Here is a 22,308-nt window from a genome sequence, read left to right on the forward strand (position 1 = left end):
TCCCGCGCCACCGGGACCACGGACGCCGTTGTTGAAGGTTCCGGCGCGCTGGTGCCGGGTGCAGGCGAAGGCTCGACGACGGGAACCGGCTTGCCCGTGCTCGGTGCCGGACTGCTGGCGGGCGCTGAAGACGGAGCAAGCGTCGCCGAAGCCGATGAAGCAGGTGCCGGGCTCGCGAGGGGTGGCGGCGCGGCGGGGACAGCCACGGAGGGTACGCCCGGCGTCGGGGTCGCCCCGCCTGGGGTGGCCGGGATACTGGGCCCTGAAGACGTAGGCGTCGGCACCGAAAGGGTGGGTAGGGGGTTGCCCGGCTGGGAAGGCGCGGATTGCGTGCAGCCAGCCACCAAGAGACTGAAGAGGAGGCAGGCGGCCGCGATCGTCGTCGTACTCATTGATACTGGTCCGGCATGCATGACAGCCCCGCGCTCCTGTCCGTCCACCTGTATCTCCAACGTTAGGACGGGATCCCGGGGCGCGAAATGCCGCTACGGTGACGGTTCGGACAAGAGTTGGTCACGCCCCGGGCGTACCTGCCGGAAAGAAAAATGCCCCCGCACCGCGAAACGCGGGACGGGGGCATCCGGGAAAAGACTAGGCTGCTGCTTCTTCGTCCTGGACGGCGGTCAGCGGCTCAAAGATGCCCTTGATCTGCTCTACGACCTCGGCGTCGTCCTTGGGGTGCAGTTCGGCGAAGCGGATCATGGAGCCCGGGACGGCCAGCTTGACGTCCTCGAGGACCTTGGCGCCGGCGATGCCGACTGCCTTGCGGGCCTCGTCCTGCGCCCAAACGCCTCCGTACTGGCCGAAAGCGGTTCCGACGACGGCGGTCGGCTTGCCCGAGAGGGCGCCGGCACCGAACGGGCGGGACAGCCAGTCGATGGCGTTCTTCAGGGATGCGGGCACGGTGCCGTTGTGCTCGGGGGTGACCAGGAGGATGGTGTCTGCGTCATTTGCAGCGGCACGGAGGGCGGCGGCTTCGGCAGGAACCTGGCCCTCGACGTCGATGTCTTCGTTGTAGAAGGGGATGTTGCCCAGGGAATCGTGGATCTGAACGTCAACGTTCTCCGGGGCATTCAGCTGAATGGCTTCGGCGAGCTTCTTGTTGTGCGAATCGGCGCGCAGGCTGCCGACGAGGGTCAGAACGGTGCTCTTGGACATGGTGTCTCCTTGTGTCGGGCCGGGTCTGGGGAGATCCGGCCTGCGGTTTCCGGGCTTTGGAGCCTTCATCGATACTAAACGGACTACGGTCCGGTTTCTATTCCCGGGTCTAGAATGTTCTTGTGAGCTTCATCCCCCTCCAGCCCGACGCGCCATTGGGGACGCCCGGGCTGCCGCACGAGCGCAGCGACGCCGCCCGGAACCGCGAGCGCCTTCTGTGTGCTGCCCGTGAACTGGTGGACGAGTTCGGCGCGGAAGCCCTGACCATGGATGCTCTGGCGTGCAAGGCGAAGGTTGGCAAGGGGACGGTCTTCCGGCGTTTCGGTAGCAGGGCGGGGCTCATGATGACCCTGCTCAGTGACGCTGAGTCGGAATTCCAGCGTGGCTTCATGTTCGGGCCGCCGCCGCTGGGCCCGGGCGCTTCCCCTGCCGACCGCCTGGTGGCTTTCGGCGAGGGCCGGATCTACTTTGTCCTCGAAAACGGTGAGCTGCTCAAAGCCGCGGGCGCTGCCACGCGCAACAGGTTTGACGTCCCCGCGACGAAGCTTTCGCACCGGCACATGGAGGTACTGCTTCGCGAGGCCGGAATTGCCGACCCCTGGGTCATGGCGATGTCCCTTACCTACGCTCTGGACCCCGAGAGGATCGTCGACGACGTGCGGGTCCGGGGCATTTCGCCTCGCCGGCTCACGGACTCCTGGCGGGAACTGATCACCCGCCTTCTGAAGGCTTCCTAGCCCGACCTCCCGCCAAAGGTCCCAAGCGGTGGGCCTTAAGTGTCGCCGTCGTCGTTTTCGTGACGCACCTTGCACATAACAATCTGGCTGCAGGCGCCAAAGTGGCGTCGTGGAAGCAAAACGTGAAGCACTTATTGTGGTAGTTTCCTCTTGAATGTGACCCATGCCATACACGGCCCGGTGATCACTGAAGGGGCGCTGGGGGAGCCAAACCACCCGCTGCGCCAATTCGCAGCTGACGCCGGCCACAGCCGGGAACCGCGGAAGGACGAGCTTTGAGTTTTGCCACGATTCGGGGCAGCCACCCGACATGCTGAAATATCTGCTGAAGCGGTCAGGCATCTACCTGATCATGATCTTCCTGACCACAAGCGCCGGGTATTTCCTGGCAGTCTCCTCCCTCAAACCGGCTGTCCTGGAGCAAGAGAAGATTCCGCGGCCCACCCCCGAACAGGTCGCCGCGTCCTTCCGTGGCCTCGGTCTGGACCCGGACAAGAACGCCTGGGAGCGCTACGTCGAATGGCTGGGCGGCATCGTGACCCGCTGGGACTGGGGCCGCAGCCCGAACGGCGCCTACGTCAATGCGGAGTTCGCCGATCGTGTCCTTGTCTCCACCCGCCTGTTCATCGCCTCGATCATCCTGACCTTGATCATCGGCGTGGCGCTGGGTGTCTACTCCGCCGCACGCCAGTACAAATTCCAGGATCGCGTCATAACGTCCTACAGCTACCTGGTCCACATTCTTCCCGCGCCCATCGCCTACTTCCTGGTGCAGCTGGGCGCCATCAGCATCAATGAGACCGTCGGCGAGCGCATCTTCTTCGTGACGGGAATTTCGACGCCGGGAATTGACCCCGGCTGGCCGGCTTTCGTTGACCTTGTGGCCCACTACGCCGTGCCCACTTTTGCCATGACCATCTTCGGTTGGGCGGGTTACCAGATCGCCCAGCGGCAGTATCTCCTGGACAACGTCAATGCCGACTTTGTCCGCACCGCCCGGGCCAAGGGACTCACCCGCAACCAGGCCATCCGGAAGCATGCGTTGCGGGTCTCTTTCATTCCGGTGGCCCAGAGCATCGCCTTCACCATCCCCGCGATCTTCACGGGAGGGTTCTTCGCCGAGGCCATCTTTGCGTGGCCCGGTATCGGCCTTTGGAGCATTCAGTCCATCGGCTTGCAGGACGTCAATGTTGCCACCGCAACGCTGGCCTACGGCTCAGTCATCTTCGCGATCGGTGCCATTCTGGCCGACTTCGCCACCACGCTGGTCGATCCACGAGTGAGGGTCCAGTAATGACAAACATCATTGACCCGATCGCAGAGATCGATGAGACAAGGGTTGCCGACCAGGACGTCGTGATCGGCAAGTCCCGCATCATTTTCCGTCGCTTCATGCGCAACCGGACCGCCGTCGCAGGCTTGTTCATTTTCGTGGCGCTGTTCCTTTTCTCGCTGTTCGGCGGATTCCTGACGCCGTGGGACAAGGAAACCCTTGACCCCTTGAACATCGGCATGCCGCCGTCGCCGGACCATTTGCTCGGCACCACGCAGGCAGGCATCGACCTGATGGCGCTCATTGTCGATGGCACCAGGACGTCGATCCTCATTGGCCTGATCGTGGGCGGCGTGTCCGTGCTGATCTCAGCCGTCTACGGCTGCACCATGGCGTTCTTTGGCGGCAAAGTGGACGCCACCATGCTGTTCATCCTTGAAGCGCTGATCATGATGCCCGCCATCCTGGTGGTGGCGGTGGCAACCAGCGGCAGCGGCGGCCTCAAGAACCTGCCCAGCTGGCTCCTGCTGATCGTTGTCCTGCTGTTCTTCAGCTGGATGGGCACGGCCCGGCTTGTGCGCTCCCTGTCCATGTCGCTCATGCAGCGGGACTACGTGAAGGCCGCCAAGTACATGGGCGTTCCGTCCCGCAGGATCGTGTGGCGCCACCTGGTTCCGAACATTGGCTCGCTGCTGGTCCTGGACTTCACCCGGGGCATTACCGGTGCGATTCTTGCCGAAGTTGCGTTCTCCTTTATCGGCATCGGCATCAAACTCCCCGATGTCAGCCTTGGTGTGCTGATCGGGCAAGCCACAGGCCAGGTGTCCTCGTTCCCCTGGATGTTCTGGGTACCGCTGACCGTGATGTTCCTGCTTACCGGATCCCTGGCCATGATGAACGACGGCCTCCGCGACGCCTTCGACCCCAGCTCCAGCTCGATTGGCCGGGCGAAGAACAAGACCGCAAAGGTGACCAACAAATGAGCACCAACATCTCCCAGAACCCTGCCGAGCGCCTCCGCGACGCCGGACTCTACGCCCCCGGCGAAGCAGTCCTCAGCGTCCGCGACCTCAACGTCCGGTTCAACTCCGAAAACGGCGTGGTCCACGCTGTCCGTGGCGTGGACTTCGACCTCATGCCGGGCAAGACGCTGGGCATCGTGGGTGAATCCGGCTCCGGCAAATCCGTCACCTCCATGGCCATCATGGGGCTCCTCCCCGAAACGGCGGACATCACAGGTTCCGTGCGTTACAAAGGCAAGGAGCTCCTGGGACTGAGCGACAAAGCGATGTGCAAACATCGCGGCAGCGACATCGCCATGGTGTTCCAGGACCCGCTCTCCTCGCTGACGCCCGTCTACACCGTGGGCACGCAGATCATCGAGGCGCTGACGGTCCACAACCCGAACATGGGCAAACAGGCCAAAGAAGCCCGCGCCGTCGAACTTTTGCGGATGGTGGGCATCCCGAGCCCCAAGGACAGGCTGAAAGCCTTCCCGCACGAGTTCTCGGGCGGTATGCGCCAGCGCGTCATGATCGCCATTGCGATCGCCAACGATCCGCGGGTACTCATTGCCGATGAACCCACGACGGCGCTCGATGTCACCATCCAGGCGCAGGTGCTCGAAGTCCTGCACACCGCGCAGGAGGAGACCGGGGCCGCCGTCGTCATGATCACGCACGACCTCGGCGTCGTGGCGGGCATGGCCGACGACATCATGGTGATGTACGCGGGCAAACCCGTGGAAACCGGCACCGTGGAGGACATCTACTACAACCCGCGGATGCCCTACACGCTGGGCCTGCTCGGGGCAGTGCCCCGCGTAGACACCGCCACCAAACAGTCGCTGGTGCCCATCGAGGGAACGCCTCCCAACCTCGCGCTGCCAGTGAACGGGTGCTCGTTCGCGGCCCGTTGCCCGATGGTCAGCGACGCCTGCCTGCACGGCGAACCGGAGCTGGTGTCCGTGCCGGGATCCGAAGCCCAGACCTTGGGGCACAAGGCAGCCTGCATCAAATCCGATGAGCTTTCCGGCAACGCGGACGCGCACAAGATCTTCCACGCGCCACCCAAGCCAGTATCAAAGTTCGACGGCGTTGAACGCCTCGAGCGCGAAAAGGTCCTGGAACTCAAGGACGTAAAGAAGCACTTCCCGCTGCTCAAGGGTGCCTTGATCAAGCGGCGGATCGGCACGGTCAAGGCGGTGGACGGGCTGAGCTTCGACATCCGCGAGGGCGAGTGCGTGTCAATCGTGGGGGAGTCCGGCTGCGGAAAGACCACCACGCTTCTGGAAATCATGGAGTTCCACCCGGACCAGGTGGGCGAGGTGGTCATCGGCGGCGTCAGCAACAAGGTAGCCACCGACCACAAGACCAAGATGGCCATGCGCAAAGAAATGCAGATGGTGTTCCAGGACCCCACCGGCGCCCTGGATCCGCGCTTCACCGTGTACGAGGTCCTTGCCGAGCCGCTGGAAAACCTGGGGATGCCAAAGGCCGCCGTCAAGAAGCGCATCATGGAGCTCATGAAGCTGGTGGGCCTGCAACCGGACCACGTCAACCGCTTCCCCAACCAGTTCTCCGGTGGACAGCGCCAACGCATCGGCATTGCCCGGGCCCTCGCCGTCAACCCGAAGCTCGTGGTCTTGGACGAACCCGTATCTGCCCTGGATGTTTCCGTCCAGGCCGGTGTCATCAACCTCTTGGACAAGCTCCGCGCCGAACTTGGCCTCAGCTACCTGATGGTGGCCCACGACCTCTCGGTGGTCCGGCACATTTCCGACCGCGTGGCCGTGATGTACCTGGGCAAGATCGTGGAAACCGGCGATGTGGACGACGTCTTTGACAATCCCCGGCACCCGTACACCAGGGCGCTGCTGTCCGCCATCCCGGTGCCCGACCCAGAGCTGGAACGCACCCGTGAACGCATCATCCTGCAGGGCGATCTTCCCAGTCCGCTCGATGCGCCCAAGGGATGCAATTTTGCTACGCGTTGTCCCGTGTTCGCCGCGCTGCCTGCCGCAAAGCAGGAGAAGTGCCTTACTCTGGAGCCGCCACTTGCTCCGGAGAAGGAAGGCACACAGGACTTCGCCTGCTTCTTCCCGGACGGAGAGCTGGATGCCGACATGCTGGTGGTGCATGCCTGACGACATATGACTCAACTGATTGAAACCCTGTTATTCAACTCGCAAATGATTTTCCAGTCGTAAACATGAAGGGCAAACCATGATGAAGTACACGACGATCGGCGGCGTGGCAGTTGCAGCAGCACTCATGCTGACCGCTTGCGGCGGGGGAACGCCGTCGGGTCCGGCCTCCCAGAAGGCCGAAGAAGCGGGCGGTGACATCAGCAAGCTGATCAGCGTCAACGCCAAGGAAACAAAGGACCTGGACCAGGGCGGCACGGTTACCCTGGCTGTAGGCAGCATCGGCCCGGACTTTAATGGATTCTCCAACGTGGGCAACAGTGCGGACACGTCCGCCTTGATGACCCCAGTGAACACGGCGGCCATCAGCAGTGGCGGCATTGGCGGCTGCTGGAAGCTCGACTTCGACGGCAAGGCCGAGCCAAACAAGGATTTCTGCGAAGACGTCAAGAGCGAAGTCAAGGACGGCAAGCAGACCATCACCATCAAGGTGAACGACAAGGCCACCTGGAACGACGGCACGCCGATCGACGTGAAGACCTTCCAGAACACGTGGAACATGCTCAAGGGCGAGGACAAGTCCATCGACATCGTCACTGCGGGCGCTTACGCCTTCGTTGACTCCGTCAAGGCCGGTGCCAATGACAAGGAAGTCATCGTTACCACCACCCAGCCGGTCTACCCCCTGGAGGGGTTGTTCTTCGGCCTGATCCACCCTGCGATCAACACTCCGGACATCTTCAACAAGGGTTTCGCTGGTGAAATGCACCCCGAGTGGATGGCCGGTCCGTTCAAGATCGACAACTACGACACGACAGCGAAAACCGTCACCATGGTTCCCAACGACAAGTGGTGGGGCCAGAAGCCGGTCCTGGACAAGGTCATCTGGCGCCAGATGGAACCGAGCGCAACCATCGCCGCCTTCAAGAACGGCGAAATCGACGCAACCAGCGGCCGTACCCTCGGCCGTTACAAGCAGCTCGAAGGCACCAAGGATTCCGACGTTCGTCGTGGCCAGCGTCTCTTCGCCGGCGGCCTGAACCTCAACGCCAAGAAGCCCGCGCTGACTGATGTGGCCGTCCGCAAGGCGATCTTCACCGCCGTCGACCGCAAAGCCATCCGCGACGTACGCTTCAATGGCCTGAACTGGTCCGAAGAGAGCTCGGGCTCCATGATGCTCATGCCGTTCTCCGAGTACTACCAGGACAACTACCCCGTGAAGGACACCGGCGCTGACGCAGCCAAGAAGGTCCTGACCGACGCCGGATACGCCCCGAACGACAAGGGCATCATGGCGAAGGACGGTGTTCCGGTTGCCTTCAAGATCACCAACTTCGGCGACGACCCCACCACGGCTGCCACCTCGCAGACCCTCCAGAAGCAGCTCCAGGCAGCTGGTATGGACGTCGGCATTGACCAGCGCGGTGACGCTGACTTCGGCAAGGTTGTTGGTACCCGCGACTTCGATGTAACCATTTCCGGTTACACGGTGGGCGCCGATGCCACTGACGCCGTGAAGCAGTACTACGACTCCACCACCAACGAGAACGGCCTGGGCGATCCGGAGCTCGACGCCGAGATCAAGCGCCTCGCCACCATCGCCGATGACACCGAGCGCAACAAGGCGGCAATGGACGTCGAAAAGAAGCACATGGAGAAGTACTTCTCCATGGGAACGGTCCTGAACGGCCCGGAGATCCAGTTCGTGCAGAAGGGTCTGGCCAACTACGGCCCGTCCCTCTTCAAGAGCCTCTCCAACGTTCCTGACTGGACCACCCTCGGCTGGGAAAAGGGCACCAAGAAGTAGCCGTCCCGCTGTAGTTTCCTGAAGGCCGGGATCCTTCCGAACCAGTTCATCGGTTCGGAAGGGCCCCGGCCTTCGCCGTCCCCCGACGCTCTCTCACTTACACGCCCCTTCCCCCGGACCCTCCTTCACGTAATACCCCTTTCCCCAGACCCTCTCCCACTTACACCCCCCTTCCCCCGGACGCTCCTTCACGTAATACCCCCTTCCCCCAGACCCTCGCTCACATTCCCGCACCCGCAACCCGCTGCACGTGTACATAATGTACGAGATGTACATAAAGCACAGAACTGCGTAGTCTGGATACATGGGTGCCGCAGACTACGTCGTGAGTGTCGCTGACCTCCGTGTTCATCTTTCAGACACGATCAACCGCGCCGCCTACGGCCATGAACGGATCAGCATCACCCGGCGAGGCAAGGTTGCTGCGGTGCTCATCAGTGCTGAGGATCTTGAGCGGCTGGAACGTCTCGAAGATGAGGCGGATCTTAGAGCTCTTCATGCCGCCAAAGCAGAAGATGATGGTGCCCGGGTGAGTCTGGATGACCTTCTGGAGGAAAACGGAATCGCTCGGTGAGCCAATACCGCGTGGAGTTCAGCACCCTGGCGGCAAAGCAAATTCGAAAGCTTGACCCGCCCGTTCGCCGCAAGGTGCTGCTGGCCATAGCCGAACTTGAGACCAACCCCCGCCCTGACGGCGTGAAGAAGCTTTCCGCGGAGTCGAACGCTTGGCGGATCCGCATCGGAGACTACAGGGTCCTCTACGAGATCCACGACGGCGAACTCGTCGTCATCATTTTCCGGGCTGCCCGCCGCGAGGCCTACTGATCTAGCCTTGGGTCATGACTTCACAGCCGATCCGTACCGCCGTCGCAGGTTTTGGGCTGTCGGGCAGCGTCTTCCACGCCCCGTTCATCGCCAGCAATCCAGCCTACGCGCTGGCCGTCATTGCCACCTCGGACGAATCCCGGCAAGCCAAGGCCCGGGAAAGGTACCCCCGCGCGCAGGTAGTGGACACGCCGGAAGACATCCTTGCCCTGGCCGGACAGCTGGATCTCATCGTCCTCGGCACACCGCCCGCAACCCACTTCCCGCTGGCCAAAGCCGCGCTGGAAGCCGGGCTCGACGTCGTCGTCGATAAGCCGTTCACCGTCCACAGCGCGCAAGGCGAGGAGCTGATCCAACTCGCCGCCAATCTGGGCCGCGTCCTCACGGTCTACCAGAACCGGCGCTGGGACGGCGATGCACTCACCGTGCAGAAACTGCTCGACGCCGGCACGTTGGGTACCGTGACCCGGTTCGAGGTGGGGATGGAGCGCTGGGCGCCGGAGATTGCCAAGGCCTGGAAGGCAAGTGCCGCCGCTGAGGACGGCGGCGGGGTGTTGTTCGATCTCGGCACCCACGTGCTGGACCTCGCCCTGCGCTTTTTCGGCCCGGCCACCGTCACTTACTCAGAGATCGCCGCCCGCCGACCCCAGGAAAACGCTGACGACGACGTCTTCATGGTTCTCCAGCACGATTCGGGCGTCCTCACCCATGTCACCCTCAATCTCACCAGCCATCTCCACGGTCCGCGCTTCCGCATCCTCGGCACCGAGGGCGCATTCGCGAAGTTCGGCACCGACCCCCAGGAGCCGTTTGTCCTGGGAGGCGGGCTGCCCACGGACCCCGAGTACGGCGTCGAACCTCCCGAAAACGCCGGCACGCTGGAAGTGGACGGTCAGCGCACAACCTTTCCCACCGAGCGCGGCGCCTACCCGGAGTTCTACCGTCTCCTCGCGGAAAAGCTCGACGACGGCGGCACCGCCTCCCAGCGCCCCGCACCGGTGGATCCGGCTGGCCCGGTAGAGGTTCTGAAGCTGATCGAACAAGCCCGGGCACTGGCTTCAAAAGAAATTTCCGCAAAGGCGTAACCTCACCGACGCCCCCAGCGATGTAAAGGGAGTGCGGGCCACGTCCGCACGCTGATCATCCGGCAGCTTTCCAACAGCTGCCGGGGCAATCCCAAAATCGTTTGTCGGAGGGTCTCATGTCCTTGTTCACTGTCCTTGCCACCAGCAAAGTCGCCGCAGGCGTCCTGGCTGCCGGAGCTGTAGCTGTCGGCGGAACCGGCGTCGCCGCCTTCAATGGCGCCCTTCCCACTGAAATCCAGCAGACCGCGCACGACGTCGTCGGCGCCCCTGCCCCCATCGCCGAGCAGAAGGCCGCTGATGCAGCCGACGCGGCCGAAACCGCCAAGGCCAAGGCAGCCGACGCCGTAGAGACCGCCCAGGCAACGGCGAAGGATGCCGCAGAAGCCGGCCAGGCCAAGACCACGGACGCCGCAGCCGCCGCCAAGGATGCCAAGGCTGCACTGGAAGACGCCACGTCCCCTGAAGCATTCGGTCTCTGCACCGCGTTCCTCAACGGTGGACTCAAGGCCGACGCCAAGGTTCCCGGCTTCAAGTCCCTGGCCATTGCTGCCGGTGGCGAAGCCAACGTTGACGCACACTGCACCGCCGTGGTGGAAGCCGGCAAGGCTGCCGGCCTGAAGGCTGACGGCAACGCCAAGGCAAACGCCGACGCCGACGCTTCCGTGTCGTCCGAGCTTCCGGCCACGCCGGCGGTTCCGGCTGTCCCCGCCGTGCCTGCTGTTCCGGCCACGCCTGCCGTGCCCGCTGTTCCGGCAGTTCCCGCCGTCCCGTCGCTGCCCACCCAGGTTCCCACTGATGTTCCGGTGGTTCACGACGCACCCGTCGATTCTGTCCGCTAAGCCCCCAGCGGCTACGGTTTAACGGCAGGGCTCCTTGGCTTGATGACAAGGAGCCCTGCTACATAACGCGGGATGGAGGCGTCCACGGGTGCTTGAACCCTTGGCTGAGGAGTACGTGCAGGCGGATCATGATGATCCCGCCCTGCTCTTCACGGCTGCCTACAACGCCTTCTCCGGTCCGGTCCTCGGGTATCTCAAAGCGCGCGGCGTGGACGATCCCGAGGCCGTGACGCAGGATGTTTTTCTTGCCCTCTATCCCAAGCTGGACACGCTCCAGGGCGGGCTTCAGGGCGCGCGGACTTTGCTGTTCACCATCGCGCATGCCCGCCTGGTGGACCACTACCGCAAGCGTGAACGGACCCCCGACTCCACCCCCTACGAAGCGGATTTTGACGCCCGGCGCTCGCCGTCGGCGGAAGACCAGGCTTTCGGCAGGGCATCCGGCCTAGGGGTTACGGAAATTTTGGAGGACCTCGCCGAGGATTACCGCGAGGTCCTGGCACTGAGGGTCGTTGCCGACCTGTCGGTGGAAGAAACAGCGGAGATCATGGGTAAATCCCAAGGAGCCGTAAAACAACTGCAGCGCAGGGCATTGGGCGCACTGAAAAAACGTGCGCTACTAAGGAACGGCACATCATGAGCGAAAACACCGCACCCCGCCGCGGCAATGACCAGCAGGTGGTCGATTCCCTGCTGGCTGACGCCGGGCTGGAGGGCAACAGCGATCTTCGCACGGAACTTCTCGAGCTCCGTTCCCTGGCCAACACCGCCCCGATGCCGTCCGATGCCGTCCGTGCTCTGATGGCTGGCGGTCCCGCGACCACCGTGCTGCAGCTCGCCCCTGCTGAGGAGCCGGCCGACGAGCCAGCCCGTGGGGTGCACGATGCCCCGATCGATGAGTTGGCTGCGCGCCGGAGGAGGAAGCGCCGCACGGCGATCGCCGGCCTGGCCGTAGCCGTTTCCCTCGCAGGAGGGGCGACGGCGGCTGCGGCCTCCGAGGGCGGCCTTCCCGGAGCTTTCCAGCACCTTGGCGCAGCCATCGGTTCTGTGGTCTCGCAGCTTGCGCCGGGCACGGGCAACGCGCCACAACCCAACGTACCCGGAGGATCGACACCAGGGCAGGGCCCCGCGCAGCAGGAGAGCCAACCCGCCGTCGTCCCGGGCCAGCCCGCGCCAACCCCGGCAGCCCCCACAGCTCCCGCCGGAACAGCCCAGACTGACCCACATGCGACCCCGGGTGGGAACCAGTCCCAGGCTCCCAAGGGCCCGGCGCATACGGAGCCGGGAAAGGGCGTGATTCCCGCGGCGCCGTCTTTGCCGGTTACGCCTCCGGACATCGACCCCTCCAAGCTGGATCCCTCCAAGCTTGAACCGTCGAACATCCCCGTCCCGGTTCCCTCGCAGCTGATCCCGACCCTCCCGGAAGGCCCGAAGGCCCCCGCGAAATGACATTTAATGCCAATGTTGAGCGCCAACATCGGCATTAAGTGCCAAGTCGGCGCCGGTTAAACCACGACGGCGGGGTGCGGCTTCGTGTGGAAGCTGCACCCCGCCGTCGTGCGGTTGTGGTTCTGCCGGTTAGGCGGAAACCAGGCTGTGCCAGTCGTTGACGAGGGGCAGGTTGTGCGCCTCGGAAACGGAGTGGTGTGCCACGTGGCCCGCGGCGATGTTGAGGCCTGCAGCCAGGGCGGGGTCGCGGTCGAAGGCGGCCTTGACGCCCAGATTGGCCAGTGCCACCGCGTAGCGCAGGGTGACGTTGGTCAGTGCGTACGTGGAGGTGTTCGGAACGGCGCCAGGCATGTTGGCAACGCAGTAGAAGATCGAGTTGTGGACCTTGTACGTCGGTTCCTGGTGGGTGGTGGGGTGTGTGTCCTCGAAGCAACCGCCCTGGTCCACTGCGATGTCAACCAGGACCGAGCCCGGCTTCATGCGGGACACGAGGTCGTTGGTGACCAGTTTGGGAGCCTTGGCGCCCGGGATCAGGACGGAGCCGATCACGAGATCTGCGTCGATGACTGACTTCTCGATCTCGTAGGCGTTGGAGGCAACGGTCTTCAGGCGGCCCTGGTAGAGGGCGTCCAGTTCGCGCAACCGGTTGATGTTGATGTCCATGATGGTGACATCGGCACCGAGGCCCAGCGCCATGGCAGCGGCGTTGGTTCCCGCAACACCCGCGCCGAGGACAACAACCTTGGCCGGGCGCACGCCCGGTACGCCGCCCAGGAGGACGCCCTTGCCGCCGGCCGGAGCCATGAGCGAGGAAGCGCCGACAACCACGGACAGGCGGCCTGCGACCTCGGACATCGGTGCCAGGAGCGGAAGGGTGCGGCCTTCCTGCACGGTTTCGTAGGCGATGGCTGTGACACCGGAGTTGATGAGCTCGGCGGTGAGCTCGGGTTCTGCGGCGAGGTGCAGGTAGGTGAAGAGGATCAGGCCCTTGCGGAAGCGGTGGTACTCGGCCTTGATGGGTTCTTTGACCTTCATGACCATGTCGGCACGGCCCCACACGTCATCGGCTTCGTTGACGATTTCGGCGCCGGCGATCGAGTATTCCTCGTCGGTGATGCCCGAGCCCAGGCCTGCGCCGCGCTCAACCAGAACGGTGTGTCCGTGGGTGCGGAACTCGTGGACTCCGGCAGCGGTGATGGCTACACGGAACTCGTTGTTCTTGATTTCTTTGGGGACGCCGATGATCATTTGCTGGCTCCATCGTTAGCGGCCTGTTCGGCCGAATATGTACTGCGGGCTGTGATTCCAGAATAAATCCGGCTGTGAGGCAGGCGACATGGATTCCCAGCGGCTCAGAGATCGGAACCCCGGAAAATCAAGGAAGTCGGCGCCTCCTGTTCGACATTTGTCGAGTGCTCGAGCGTCAGGTGTCGCCTGCTGTTGGTACGCTGTCCGGATGCAGCAGGACGTGGAACAGATCGTTGAACGGGTGGCGTTGAGGCTGGGGCGCGGACTGTCCCTGGAGGACCTCGACGGTGTCCTCCTCGCGTACAGCTCCAACCAGTCCCACGCCGACCGCGTCCGCGTGAATTTCCTCCTGAGCAAGCGCGTCCCGGGTGACGTCAGTGCGTGGCAGCTCTCGCACGGTATCTCGACGGCGGTGCGTCCGGTGGTGGTCCCGGCCAACGATGAGCTGGGAATGCTGGGCCGCGTCTGTGTGCCACTCCTGGTCCGCGGATTCCGGGTGGGGTACTTATGGGTCCAGCAGGACCTTGAGGAGCAAAGCGCGACGGCGATCCTCGCCCAGTTGCCCGGCGTTCGTGACGAACTGGACCTGTTGGCCGGCTTGCTCCTGGACTCGAACACGGCCGAGTCGGAGTTCCGGCGCAGGCGCGAGCAGGAGTTCCTCTCGGCGTGCGGCGGGGAATCGAACGCCGTCGCAGCCGTTGCCGGTTGGAAGGAAATCCAAGGCCGGGGTCCCTGGCAATTGGTGACCATCCTGGACCCCGACGGTGCCCGCTCCGACGTCGACCCCATTGCCGCAACGCTGACGCACCGCTCGGCCGCGCTGCAATCCACCATTGGCGTCAACGCAGCCCTGTTCAGCGCCGGTACGGAAACCCATTCGGTGGTCCTGTTCAGGGAATCCGGCGGCAGGGCCGACCACGCGCAGGTCCTCGTCCATTACCAGCTTGAGCTCGCCAAGCGCGCCGGAAGGGCGGTGGACCGCGTGATCCTGGGGATCAGCGAACCGTTCCAGGTGATCCGCCAGCTTGCAGGGGCTTACCGCCAGTCCAAGGTTGCCGCCCAGGCGGCCGCCGTGGACGCACAGCTCGGTGAATTGGTGGACAGCCGGGCCGTGGGCGTTTACCAGCTGTTCGATCGCTTGCTGGCTCCGGGCGGCTGGGACGATACCGGCTCGGTGCATTTCCGGACGCTCGAGGAACAGGACAAGAACGGGGAGCTCCTCCCGGTCCTGGAACTCCTCTACGACAACGACGGTGCCGTGCAGGACGTCGCCGCGAAACTCCACCTCCACAGGAGCAGCATTTACAACAGGCTGGGGCGTATCCGCCAGCTGATCGGGGCCGATCCGCTGAACGGCGACATCCGGCTCGAGCTGCACGCTGCCCTCAAGGCGCGGCGCTGGGCCGGGAGGCCCCGGATCTGAGACCGCAACGAATCCACGATCCGGGCCCAAAGAAGAAGGCGGGCACCCATGTGGGTGCCCGCCTCATTTCTTGTTGCCTAGGAGCGCTTCAGCCGCTGGCAGCTCCAGCGGCCCAGTCGACGTCGGAACGTGGCCGTGCGGCTGCTGCTGCAGTACCGCCCATGCCATCCGGTGTGCACGCTGGTTCGCGGCAGCCGGATGCTCACTGCAGTGCCGCCTGGGCGGCGTCAAGGAGTGATTCCAGAGTGGACGCCTGCGGCTTGGGTGCGGTGCCCGTGTTCGGGCTGCCGGTGGGCCGCGGCTTGGGCGTCTGCGTCTGCGTCGGGGTGGGCGTAGGGGTGGGTGTGGTTGGTGTTGGCGTGGGCGTCGCCGTAGAGGGCGGCGTGGTGATCGTGTCGGAGGGCACGTCGCTGGGAGCAGGTGCTGGCTGGACCGGTGCGGGCGTGGCCGTCCCGGGTGCCGGTGTTGCAGCTGGCGGCGCAGCAGCGGCTGCCGATGGAACCCAGATGGGCGCGGCCAGCGAGACGTGCGGTGAAGGAACCGACGACGGCGAAACCTCGGCGGGTGCCTCCGGAACCGTAGCCGGCTGGCCGGCTTGGGAAGACGCCGAACCCGATGGAGTCGCACCGGATGAAGACGGGGAGGAAGCCGTGGTGTAGGAAGCCCGTGGCGCAGGGGCAGCTGAGCCCGTTTGGCGGTCCGAGCCGCCCTGCTGGCCGCTGGCTTCCTGTGCGGGTGACTCCTGCCCGAAGAACGGAAGCTCCAAGGCCTGCCCCACGGATCCCGCCGTCAGTACGAGGCCCAGTGCACCGGCGATGACTGCCATGCGCTGGCTCATGTGCTTCACCGAGGCAGCTTTCCGCAATACAGCCTGGGGTTCGCGGCCAAACGCCGACGAAGCCCCGAAGCCTGCTGCGGTAACCGGGGAAGGGGTCTTGGCGCGTGTCGCCGGGGCTGTGCCGGACGGTGAGCGTGGGGCGGTTTCGGCTCGAGCCGCAGTGACCGGAATGGCTGCTGTCGGCGGTTCCGGAGCATCGTGCTTCAGGCTGGATGACTCAACGACAGCCGGTTCAACGGCCGCGGGCTCAGCTGCAGCCGGTTCAGCGATGGCCTGCTCAACGGCAGGAAGCTGAACGATGGGAATAGCCGCCGTTGGAGGGCCCGGCGTGGTCGACACCGGAGCTGCCGCCTGTGCCGCTTCGACCACCGGGATGGCTGCGGTCGCCGGTTCAGGAAGGGCGGATTTTTCTGTTGTGGGTTTTGCCGGTTCAAACGCAGCCGTTGCCGCCCGTTGCCGTTCAGCGGCCCGCGCGGCCGCACGTGTTGTGGGGGTGGGTGCAGTGGGCGCCGCTACGGTGGGTGCCACTTGCGTTGGGGTCGCCGCGGAGGTGGGCTCCGGCGTCGTACTTTCGGTTCCGGTGACCTGTCCGCTGGCTTGGGCCCGACGGCGTCCGGTTGGCTTGCTGCGCTCGCGCTCGAGTTGCGCGCGGCGCGAATTACCCATGGTTGGGGACATGGTTGTGCCTCTCAACGCCTGCGAGGTTAGCTGTCGGGTTCGGACGAGGCCGTCCGGCCGCGGGTAGCGGCTTCACCCCAAGGGCTTGTGGAGTAAAACAAGCCCGGGAAACTGTGGGTCCCCCGTCTCTGCCGCGGGTCTGGCGGATCCTGGATTGCGGCAGAGCCCGGCGTCAATCCAGAAGCGGCCCAGCGGAGATTCGGGTCGCCCTACGACCGTACAGGAGCCGGAAAGTAAAGTCACATTAATGTAACGGGCGGTAGGTCTGCCTCTGCGGGAGGGCTCTACCGCTTAGGCTTCGGGGCCGGAGCGGGAGCGGGGAGTTCGTACTCGATTCTCTGGATCTGCCGGACTTCATGGGTCTCCGGGCGGAAGATCTCGTCGACGACGCCCAGCATTCCTCCTGTCGCGGCACGCCGGACCCCACGCTTGTTTCCGCGGGCGATCCAGTACCAGAGTCCGGCCAGGAGCGCCGGAACTCCGAGGACTGCCGCCAACACGGCGAAGATATCCATAGCCCAAGACTAGCTTCGCAGCTGAGCGGCAGGTAGAACATAGTCCTATGGACCTCCCCGTGATGCCGCCCATTTCGCCCATGCTCGCCAAGTCCGTGCCGAACATCCCCGAGGTTGGGCACTACGAGCCCAAGTGGGATGGTTTCCGGACCATCGTCTTTAAGGACGGCGACGAGGTCATCCTCGGCAGCCGCAACGAGAAGCCCATGACGCGCTATTTTCCCGAGCTTGTGGAAGCCCTGAAGCGAAATCTCCCGGACAAATGCGTGATCGACGGCGAGATCGTACTGATCGAGGGCAACAGGCTCGAGTTTGAGGTGCTGCAGCAACGGATCCATCCCGCCGACAGCCGGGTGCGGATGCTTGCCGAGAAGACGCCTGCATCCCTGGTTGCCTTCGACATCCTTGCCTTGGGCGACGACAACCTGATGGACACACCGTTTTCGGAGCGTCGTGCCGTTCTGGAACGTGCGTTGGCCAAGGCTGAGCCTCCGATCTACGTCACCCCCGCGGTGACTGCCCTTGCCCGGGCGCAGGAGTGGTTCGTGCAGCTCGAAGGAGCGGGCCTGGATGGGATTCTTTCCAAGCCACTGGATGGGACGTACCAGCCGAACAAGAGGGTGATGTTCAAGACCAAGCACGAACGGACCGCCGACTGCGTGGTGGCCGGCTTCCGCTGGCACAAAACGGCGAAGGTTGTGGGGTCCATGCTGCTGGGCCTTTATAACGACGCCGGTCGCCTCCAGCATGTGGGGGTGGTGGCCTCATTCCCGATGGCGCGGAGGGAGAGCCTGGTGGCTGAGCTTGAGCCTTACACAGTGGACCTTGGCGAGCACCCCTGGGGCGAATGGGCCAGCCAGGACGAAGCGGCCGGGGGCTCAAGGATGCCCGGCGCCCAGAGCAGGTGGAGCGCAGGGAAGGACTTCTCCTTTGTGCCCCTGCGCCCCGAGCTGGTGATCGAGGTGGCCTACGACTACATGGAGGGCGAGAGGTTCCGCCACACAACGCAGTTTCGTCGGTGGCGGCCGGACCGGACCCCGGAGAGTTGCACTTACTCGCAGCTGGAAGAGCCCGCAGACTACGACCTCGGGGAGATCCTGCGCCTCCCGTAGCTGCGCCTCCCGTAGCGGGTCCGGAACTACTCCTCGTGCCCCTGGTCGCTGCTCATGCTGCCTTCGGCGGGCGGCGTTTCTCCCGGAGGCACGCCCCCGCCTGGCTCCAGTCCTGTGACATTTCCGTCCAAGGGGTCCGGGTTGGCTGAGGAAGCGGGGTCGTCGTCCTCGTCCTGGCGCATATCGGGATCTTCGTGGATGCTGTCCGCGTCGGCGGTAGTGTCAATGGGTCCGGTAGCGCCGCTCACGCCGAAGGTTTGGGGATCGTCTTCCGGGTCATAGCTGGTCATGGTGAACCCTTTCATAAGCAGGCTTACTATTCCGCTTGCCCGGCCAGCCTAACCTGATTCAGCCGGACCCAACAAGGGGCACCCGGGCCAGCGCCGACGTCGTCGATGACCGCTTAGCGGTGCTGCGTCGTGGCGGTGACGAAACTCCGGATGGCATCCGCCACGGCCTTGGGCCGCATGTGCTGGGCTACGTGTCCGACGCCTGGAATCTCCACCAGGCGCCCTTGCGCCACTGCCCTGGAAAGGCGCAGCGACCAGTCCGGCCCCGCAACATGGTCGCGGCTTCCCCGGAGAATCAGCACAGGGACCTTGATCCCGGACAACCGCTTCTCCGTGGGATATTTCATCATCACGGCCAACTCGGTGAAGTACCAGCGGGGGCCACAGCGAAGATAGTCGGTGAGGACGATCCAGTTGGACGAGGGACTCTCGCGGAGCATCCCATCCAGGGTCAGGGCGATCGACTGGCGCATGACGTTCTTGTGCCGGGAGTCGACGACGGGCCCCATCAACACCACCTGGCGCGCACTCTCAGGCCGGTACAGGGCAGCCTCGATCGCGAACTGCACTCCCATGGAATGGCCCACCAGGATGTACGAGTCAATCCCACGTGATGCCAGTGCTTCGGCAATGAACGCGCCGTAATCCTCCACCTGGAGTTGCCTGCCCGGGCGTGGAGTGCCCGCGAAGCCCGGAAGATCAAATGAATACGTGGGCGCGCCCGCAGCCAACACTGCGTGCAGGCGGGCAAGGTACCGGTGCGAAACCCCAATCCCGTGGATCAGGACGAACGCGGGCTGGTTTCCGGGATCCATTCCTGGTTCCGGAGAACCTTCGGTCCAGAGGATTCTTCCGGTAAGGCCCAGGACCTCGACGTCGGCGGACAGCAGCGCGCTCATGCGAACCAAACCACGGAAAGGGATCTTGAAGCCATACCGCTATTGAACAGCATGCTGGGCATCCCGGGTGACCGGGCGGGCGCAGCTAGTCCCTGGCGGGGTCGTCCGATTCGCTGGTGTCGGCGGCCGGACGTGAAGCGTCAGGTGCGGACGCAGCGTCAGCGGCCTCCCGGCGTCGTGCGATTTTCGATTCTGTCCACATGGTGACCGCCACGAACACCGTGCACGCGAACATGAAGGTAGCCACAAAGTTCAGTCCCATGGCTGAGCCCAAGGGTATGGCAAGGGCCAGCGCAGCCAAACCGGCCACGATATGCCACCCTTTGAAATTGCCCACTGATCAAGCGTAACCCCGGGCTTTACAGGTCCCCGCCTGTTGACTGGGATCGTTGCTTGATCCTTATCACTCGGACGCTTTTTGCCCCTTTTGGGCGTCATCTCCGGCGGCTTCTTCGGCCCGCTTTTTCTTCTGTGTTTCCAGCCAGGCCATGATCGCAGCCTGCCGGATCCGACGATGCGTACCCCTGTACTCCACCGGAATTTCGCCCCGGTCGGTCATGTTCCGGAGATAGGTGTGCGAGATTCCCGCGAGCTCAGCGGCCTGCGAGGTGGTGAGCATTTCCTCCACGCTGCTGACCGTCACGGTTTCGCCCCGCCCCAGTCGCGCCAAGAGGTCGACGACGGCGTCCCTCGCCTGCTCCGGCAGGCGGTGGACCGTGCCGTCCACGAACACTGTGATGTCGTTGCTGTCCTGCAGCGAACCCGCAAGGTTCCGGGCGTCATCCGCGGGAAGGCCAGCTGTGACGCGGGGAGCTATCAATGCCATGGCAGAAGCCTAGCCTGAGGGCCGGGCTCGCAGGCGAACCCGGCGCAAGCTATTCCGCGTCCAGGTCCGTCTCCAACAGCTTCACCAGTGCGTCCAGCGCTGCGTCGGCCCCGTCACCCTCCGCCCGCAGCACCACCACGTCACCCTTTGCTGCGCCGAGGGTCATGAGCGAGAGGATGCTGGCGGCGTCCATCGCTTCATCCTCGGGCTGGCCCTGCATGGCGATGGTGACGTCCACGGGCTGCTCGCCTGCCAACTCGGCGAACAAGGCGGCGGGGCGGGCGTGCAGGCCCGAGCGGCTGGCTACGGTTGCTGTGCGTTCCGGCATGGTTTCTCCTGGCTGTAGTTCGGGAAGGGTTAGAGGCCGAGCTCTTCGAGCACGGGCAGCTTGGCGCGGACCCACTCGCGGGCTTCGGTGGCGCTGGGGGCGGAAAGGGCCAGTCGGGCAAGTTCCTGCGCCTGCTCCAGCGTGACCGTCTTCAGCACGGTTCCGACGGCTGCCAACGAGCGCGCGGTCATGGACAGCGTGGTGACGCCCAGCCCGGTAAGCACGACGGCGAGGGCCGGGTCGGCGGCTGCCTCACCGCAGACTCCCACGGGCTTGGCAGCGCCCGCCCCGCCGGAGGCTTCCCGGCCGGCTCCTTCCTGTGCTGCTCCTTCCACGGTCAGCTGCACCAGCCTGAGCACTGCAGGCTGCCACGGCGTGTTCAGTTCAGCGAGGGGGCCGAGCTGGCGGTCGGCTGCCATGGCGTACTGGGTGAGGTCGTTTGTGCCCAGGGAAGCGAAACCGACTTCGCGCAGCACCGTGGCCGCGGTCAGTGCAGCCGAGGGGACCTCCACCATGACGCCCGGCGTCTTGATTCCCGCTGCCGCACAGAGCGAGGCGAAACGGCCCGCTTCCGCAGCAGTGGAGATCATGGGGGCCATGACCCAAACGTCGGCCTCGGATTCCGAAGCGGCGCGTGCAATTGCCTCGAGCTGGCGTTCCAGGACACCCGGTGTGGTGAAGTCGGTGCGGTAGCCGCGAACGCCCAGCGCAGGGTTGGGCTCCGTGGCATCGGTGAGGAAGGGAAGCGGTTTATCGGCGCCCGCGTCCAGGGTACGCAGGACCACTTTCTTGCCGGGGAAGGCGTCGAACACGGCCTTGTACGCTGCGGCTTGCTCGTCGACGGAGGGCTCGGTGTCCCGTTCCAGGAAGCAGAATTCGGTACGGAACAGGCCGACACCCTGTGCGCCCAGGCCCGCGGCGGCCACGGCGTCTTTGGCACCTCCGACGTTGGCCAGGAGCGGCACCAAGTGACCGTCCGCCGTCGTGCCGTTTCCGTCGAAGGCGGCGAGTGTTGCGGAAGTTTCGGCCCAAGCGGTGGCGGAAGCGCGGTGCTCGTCGGAGGGCTCGAGCGCCACGAAACCAGCGGCGCCGTCGACGTAAACTTCGGAGCCATCGGCGATCTCGTCCACGCCGTGGGCTGCGACGACGGCGGGCAGGCCGAGCGAGCGCGCGATGATGGCGGTGTGGGACTGAGGTCCGCCGCCCGAGGTCACCAATGCCAGTACAACTGCGGGATTCAGGGTTGCAGTGTCTGCCGGGGCGAGGTCCTCAGCCACCAGGATGAAGGGAGTTTCAGAGGACGGGATGCCAGGTGCGGGGACACCACGGAGTTCGGCCACGATGCGGGCGCGGACATCCAGCACGTCGGTGGCGCGTTCGGCCATATAGCCGCCCAGGTTGTGCAGCATTTCCGAGACAGACGCGCCGGCTTCCCAGATGGCCCGCTCCGCTGAGGATCCGGCGTTGATCAGTTTGCCGGCCGATTTCAGCAGCATGGTGTCCTTGGCCATGAGGGCGGTGGCCTCAAGGACGGCCTTGCCGTCGCCGGAGGCGGAGTCCGCGCGCGCCTTGAGCTCGTCGTGGACGGACTGCGCGGCAGCCTTCAAACGCGCGACGGCGTCTTCCGGAGCAACGTCCGCGGCCAGCCGTTCGCCCGACGGCGGCTCGCTCACCGGCTTGGGCATCTGGCGGACGGAACCGATGATGCGGCCAGGGCTTACCCCAACTCCTTGGAAATTCTGCACTGAATCCTCTGTTCCTGCTTGTTGGTTCAGACCCGCCGGCGTCGGCACCGGGGACCCCTCTACACAGCCTACAAATTTATGTTGTGAG

At 64.6% G+C, this 22,308-nt stretch carries 23 protein-coding genes, 1 pseudogene and 1 riboswitch; of the genes and pseudogenes, 13 read left to right on the forward strand and 11 right to left on the reverse strand.

Annotation, left to right across the window (positions count from 1 at the left end):
* Both PJL15_RS13000 and PJL15_RS13005 read right to left on the reverse strand, forming a co-directional pair.
* Nucleotides 1–392, reverse strand: a pseudogene (locus PJL15_RS13000) (GerMN domain-containing protein); the annotation flags it as partial.
* Nucleotides 393–591: 199 nt separating this feature from the next.
* On the reverse strand, nucleotides 592–1,158 hold the full coding sequence (locus PJL15_RS13005) for an NAD(P)H-dependent oxidoreductase (RefSeq protein WP_281451557.1): 567 nt from the start codon (nucleotides 1,156–1,158) through the stop codon (nucleotides 592–594).
* A 122-nt stretch (nucleotides 1,159–1,280) separates the two neighbouring features.
* Between PJL15_RS13005 and PJL15_RS13010 the strand changes: the two genes are divergently transcribed.
* From PJL15_RS13010 to PJL15_RS13060, 11 genes are all read left to right on the forward strand, one after another.
* Complete coding sequence (locus PJL15_RS13010; protein ID WP_281451558.1) at nucleotides 1,281–1,895, forward strand: TetR/AcrR family transcriptional regulator; 615 nt, start codon at nucleotides 1,281–1,283, stop codon at nucleotides 1,893–1,895.
* A 310-nt stretch (nucleotides 1,896–2,205) separates the two neighbouring features.
* Nucleotides 2,206–3,189: an ABC transporter permease gene (locus PJL15_RS13015; RefSeq protein WP_281451559.1), complete on the forward strand. Its 984-nt coding sequence runs from the start codon at nucleotides 2,206–2,208 to the stop codon at nucleotides 3,187–3,189.
* Nucleotides 3,189–4,151, forward strand: coding sequence for an ABC transporter permease (locus tag PJL15_RS13020; protein ID WP_281451560.1), 963 nt, complete (start codon nucleotides 3,189–3,191; stop codon nucleotides 4,149–4,151). Before PJL15_RS13015 ends, PJL15_RS13020 begins: the two co-directional genes overlap by 1 nt.
* The gene (locus PJL15_RS13025) at nucleotides 4,148–6,313 is read left to right on the forward strand and encodes a dipeptide ABC transporter ATP-binding protein (protein WP_281451561.1); all 2,166 of its coding nucleotides are present in this window, start codon (nucleotides 4,148–4,150) and stop codon (nucleotides 6,311–6,313) included. Before PJL15_RS13020 ends, PJL15_RS13025 begins: the two co-directional genes overlap by 4 nt.
* A gap of 79 nt (nucleotides 6,314–6,392) precedes the next feature.
* On the forward strand, nucleotides 6,393–8,120 hold the full coding sequence (locus PJL15_RS13030) for an ABC transporter family substrate-binding protein (protein ID WP_281451562.1): 1,728 nt from the start codon (nucleotides 6,393–6,395) through the stop codon (nucleotides 8,118–8,120).
* A gap of 304 nt (nucleotides 8,121–8,424) precedes the next feature.
* Nucleotides 8,425–8,694 carry a type II toxin-antitoxin system Phd/YefM family antitoxin gene (locus PJL15_RS13035; RefSeq protein ID WP_281451563.1) on the forward strand — a complete coding sequence of 90 codons (270 nt, stop codon included), beginning with the start codon at nucleotides 8,425–8,427 and terminating at the stop codon, nucleotides 8,692–8,694.
* On the forward strand, nucleotides 8,691–8,945 hold the full coding sequence (locus PJL15_RS13040; protein ID WP_281451564.1) for a type II toxin-antitoxin system RelE family toxin: 255 nt from the start codon (nucleotides 8,691–8,693) through the stop codon (nucleotides 8,943–8,945). The genes PJL15_RS13035 and PJL15_RS13040 overlap by 4 nt, the downstream gene beginning before the upstream one ends.
* 14 nt (nucleotides 8,946–8,959) lie before the next feature.
* Complete coding sequence (locus PJL15_RS13045; RefSeq protein WP_281451565.1) at nucleotides 8,960–10,030, forward strand: Gfo/Idh/MocA family protein; 1,071 nt, start codon at nucleotides 8,960–8,962, stop codon at nucleotides 10,028–10,030.
* Between the two features lie 116 nt (nucleotides 10,031–10,146).
* Nucleotides 10,147–10,869 (forward strand): hypothetical protein, encoded by a 723-nt coding sequence (locus PJL15_RS13050; RefSeq protein ID WP_281451566.1) that lies wholly within the window; start codon nucleotides 10,147–10,149, stop codon nucleotides 10,867–10,869.
* A gap of 88 nt (nucleotides 10,870–10,957) precedes the next feature.
* Nucleotides 10,958–11,509, forward strand: coding sequence for an RNA polymerase sigma factor (locus PJL15_RS13055; protein ID WP_281451567.1), 552 nt, complete (start codon nucleotides 10,958–10,960; stop codon nucleotides 11,507–11,509).
* Nucleotides 11,506–12,318: a hypothetical protein gene (locus tag PJL15_RS13060; protein WP_281451568.1), complete on the forward strand. Its 813-nt coding sequence runs from the start codon at nucleotides 11,506–11,508 to the stop codon at nucleotides 12,316–12,318. The genes PJL15_RS13055 and PJL15_RS13060 overlap by 4 nt, the downstream gene beginning before the upstream one ends.
* 129 nt (nucleotides 12,319–12,447) lie before the next feature.
* On the opposite strand, the gene ald is transcribed toward PJL15_RS13060, so the two are convergent.
* The gene (ald, locus tag PJL15_RS13065; protein WP_281451569.1) at nucleotides 12,448–13,566 is read right to left on the reverse strand and encodes an alanine dehydrogenase; all 1,119 of its coding nucleotides are present in this window, start codon (nucleotides 13,564–13,566) and stop codon (nucleotides 12,448–12,450) included.
* Between the two features lie 208 nt (nucleotides 13,567–13,774).
* Here ald and PJL15_RS13070 point away from each other — a divergent pair, with 208 nt between their 5' ends.
* A complete protein-coding gene (locus PJL15_RS13070; protein ID WP_281451570.1) occupies nucleotides 13,775–14,989 on the forward strand; it encodes a PucR family transcriptional regulator in 1,215 nt (404 codons plus the stop codon).
* Nucleotides 14,990–15,191: 202 nt separating this feature from the next.
* Here the strand turns inward: PJL15_RS13070 and PJL15_RS13075 are convergent, their stop codons facing one another.
* Together PJL15_RS13075 and PJL15_RS13080 are read right to left on the reverse strand one after the other, a co-directional pair.
* Nucleotides 15,192–16,505 carry a hypothetical protein gene (locus PJL15_RS13075; protein WP_281451571.1) on the reverse strand — a complete coding sequence of 438 codons (1,314 nt, stop codon included), beginning with the start codon at nucleotides 16,503–16,505 and terminating at the stop codon, nucleotides 15,192–15,194.
* Nucleotides 16,506–16,508: 3 nt separating this feature from the next.
* Nucleotides 16,509–16,660: riboswitch (cyclic di-AMP (ydaO/yuaA leader) on the reverse strand.
* Nucleotides 16,661–16,789: 129 nt separating this feature from the next.
* Nucleotides 16,790–17,020, reverse strand: a complete 231-nt coding sequence (locus PJL15_RS13080) for a hypothetical protein (RefSeq protein WP_281451572.1) — start codon at nucleotides 17,018–17,020, stop codon at nucleotides 16,790–16,792.
* A 47-nt stretch (nucleotides 17,021–17,067) separates the two neighbouring features.
* Here PJL15_RS13080 and PJL15_RS13085 point away from each other — a divergent pair, with 47 nt between their 5' ends.
* Nucleotides 17,068–18,132 carry an ATP-dependent DNA ligase gene (locus PJL15_RS13085; protein WP_281451573.1) on the forward strand — a complete coding sequence of 355 codons (1,065 nt, stop codon included), beginning with the start codon at nucleotides 17,068–17,070 and terminating at the stop codon, nucleotides 18,130–18,132.
* Nucleotides 18,133–18,158: 26 nt separating this feature from the next.
* On the opposite strand, the gene PJL15_RS13090 is transcribed toward PJL15_RS13085, so the two are convergent.
* The 6 genes from PJL15_RS13090 to ptsP form a co-directional block, all read right to left on the reverse strand.
* Entirely contained in the window at nucleotides 18,159–18,422 is a 264-nt protein-coding gene (locus PJL15_RS13090; protein WP_281451574.1) for a DUF6480 family protein, read from the reverse strand.
* A gap of 113 nt (nucleotides 18,423–18,535) precedes the next feature.
* Complete coding sequence (locus PJL15_RS13095; RefSeq protein WP_281451575.1) at nucleotides 18,536–19,321, reverse strand: alpha/beta fold hydrolase; 786 nt, start codon at nucleotides 19,319–19,321, stop codon at nucleotides 18,536–18,538.
* Nucleotides 19,322–19,406: 85 nt separating this feature from the next.
* Nucleotides 19,407–19,658 (reverse strand): hypothetical protein, encoded by a 252-nt coding sequence (locus tag PJL15_RS13100; RefSeq protein ID WP_281451576.1) that lies wholly within the window; start codon nucleotides 19,656–19,658, stop codon nucleotides 19,407–19,409.
* 66 nt (nucleotides 19,659–19,724) lie between these two features.
* Nucleotides 19,725–20,147, reverse strand: a complete 423-nt coding sequence (locus PJL15_RS13105) for a helix-turn-helix domain-containing protein (protein WP_281451577.1) — start codon at nucleotides 20,145–20,147, stop codon at nucleotides 19,725–19,727.
* 49 nt (nucleotides 20,148–20,196) lie between these two features.
* A complete protein-coding gene (locus PJL15_RS13110) occupies nucleotides 20,197–20,475 on the reverse strand; it encodes an HPr family phosphocarrier protein (RefSeq protein ID WP_281451578.1) in 279 nt (92 codons plus the stop codon).
* Between the two features lie 29 nt (nucleotides 20,476–20,504).
* On the reverse strand, nucleotides 20,505–22,220 hold the full coding sequence (gene ptsP / locus PJL15_RS13115; protein ID WP_281451579.1) for a phosphoenolpyruvate--protein phosphotransferase: 1,716 nt from the start codon (nucleotides 22,218–22,220) through the stop codon (nucleotides 20,505–20,507).
* Nucleotides 22,221–22,308: the final 88 nt, after the last annotated feature.

The organism is Paenarthrobacter nitroguajacolicus (assembly GCF_029952445.1).
Classification (GTDB): domain Bacteria; phylum Actinomycetota; class Actinomycetes; order Actinomycetales; family Micrococcaceae; genus Arthrobacter; species Arthrobacter nitroguajacolicus_B.

Excerpts from the sequence above, each read along its gene's own strand:
- PJL15_RS13005 (WP_281451557.1), bottom strand. The coding sequence starts at position 1,158 with ATGTCCAAGAGCACCGTTCTGACCCTCGTCGGCAGCCTGCGCGCCGAT.
- PJL15_RS13015 (WP_281451559.1), top strand. The coding sequence starts at position 2,206 with ATGCTGAAATATCTGCTGAAGCGGTCAGGCATCTACCTGATCATGATC.
- PJL15_RS13020 (WP_281451560.1), top strand. The coding sequence starts at position 3,189 with ATGACAAACATCATTGACCCGATCGCAGAGATCGATGAGACAAGGGTT.
- PJL15_RS13025 (WP_281451561.1), top strand. The coding sequence starts at position 4,148 with ATGAGCACCAACATCTCCCAGAACCCTGCCGAGCGCCTCCGCGACGCC.
- PJL15_RS13030 (WP_281451562.1), top strand. The coding sequence starts at position 6,393 with ATGATGAAGTACACGACGATCGGCGGCGTGGCAGTTGCAGCAGCACTC.
- PJL15_RS13035 (WP_281451563.1), top strand. The coding sequence starts at position 8,425 with ATGGGTGCCGCAGACTACGTCGTGAGTGTCGCTGACCTCCGTGTTCAT.
- PJL15_RS13045 (WP_281451565.1), top strand. The coding sequence starts at position 8,960 with ATGACTTCACAGCCGATCCGTACCGCCGTCGCAGGTTTTGGGCTGTCG.
- PJL15_RS13050 (WP_281451566.1), top strand. The coding sequence starts at position 10,147 with ATGTCCTTGTTCACTGTCCTTGCCACCAGCAAAGTCGCCGCAGGCGTC.
- PJL15_RS13060 (WP_281451568.1), top strand. The coding sequence starts at position 11,506 with ATGAGCGAAAACACCGCACCCCGCCGCGGCAATGACCAGCAGGTGGTC.
- ald (WP_281451569.1), bottom strand. The coding sequence starts at position 13,566 with ATGATCATCGGCGTCCCCAAAGAAATCAAGAACAACGAGTTCCGTGTA.
- PJL15_RS13070 (WP_281451570.1), top strand. The coding sequence starts at position 13,775 with ATGCAGCAGGACGTGGAACAGATCGTTGAACGGGTGGCGTTGAGGCTG.
- PJL15_RS13075 (WP_281451571.1), bottom strand. The coding sequence starts at position 16,505 with ATGTCCCCAACCATGGGTAATTCGCGCCGCGCGCAACTCGAGCGCGAG.
- PJL15_RS13080 (WP_281451572.1), bottom strand. The coding sequence starts at position 17,020 with ATGGATATCTTCGCCGTGTTGGCGGCAGTCCTCGGAGTTCCGGCGCTC.
- PJL15_RS13085 (WP_281451573.1), top strand. The coding sequence starts at position 17,068 with ATGGACCTCCCCGTGATGCCGCCCATTTCGCCCATGCTCGCCAAGTCC.
- PJL15_RS13090 (WP_281451574.1), bottom strand. The coding sequence starts at position 18,422 with ATGACCAGCTATGACCCGGAAGACGATCCCCAAACCTTCGGCGTGAGC.
- PJL15_RS13095 (WP_281451575.1), bottom strand. The coding sequence starts at position 19,321 with ATGAGCGCGCTGCTGTCCGCCGACGTCGAGGTCCTGGGCCTTACCGGA.
- PJL15_RS13105 (WP_281451577.1), bottom strand. The coding sequence starts at position 20,147 with ATGGCATTGATAGCTCCCCGCGTCACAGCTGGCCTTCCCGCGGATGAC.
- PJL15_RS13110 (WP_281451578.1), bottom strand. The coding sequence starts at position 20,475 with ATGCCGGAACGCACAGCAACCGTAGCCAGCCGCTCGGGCCTGCACGCC.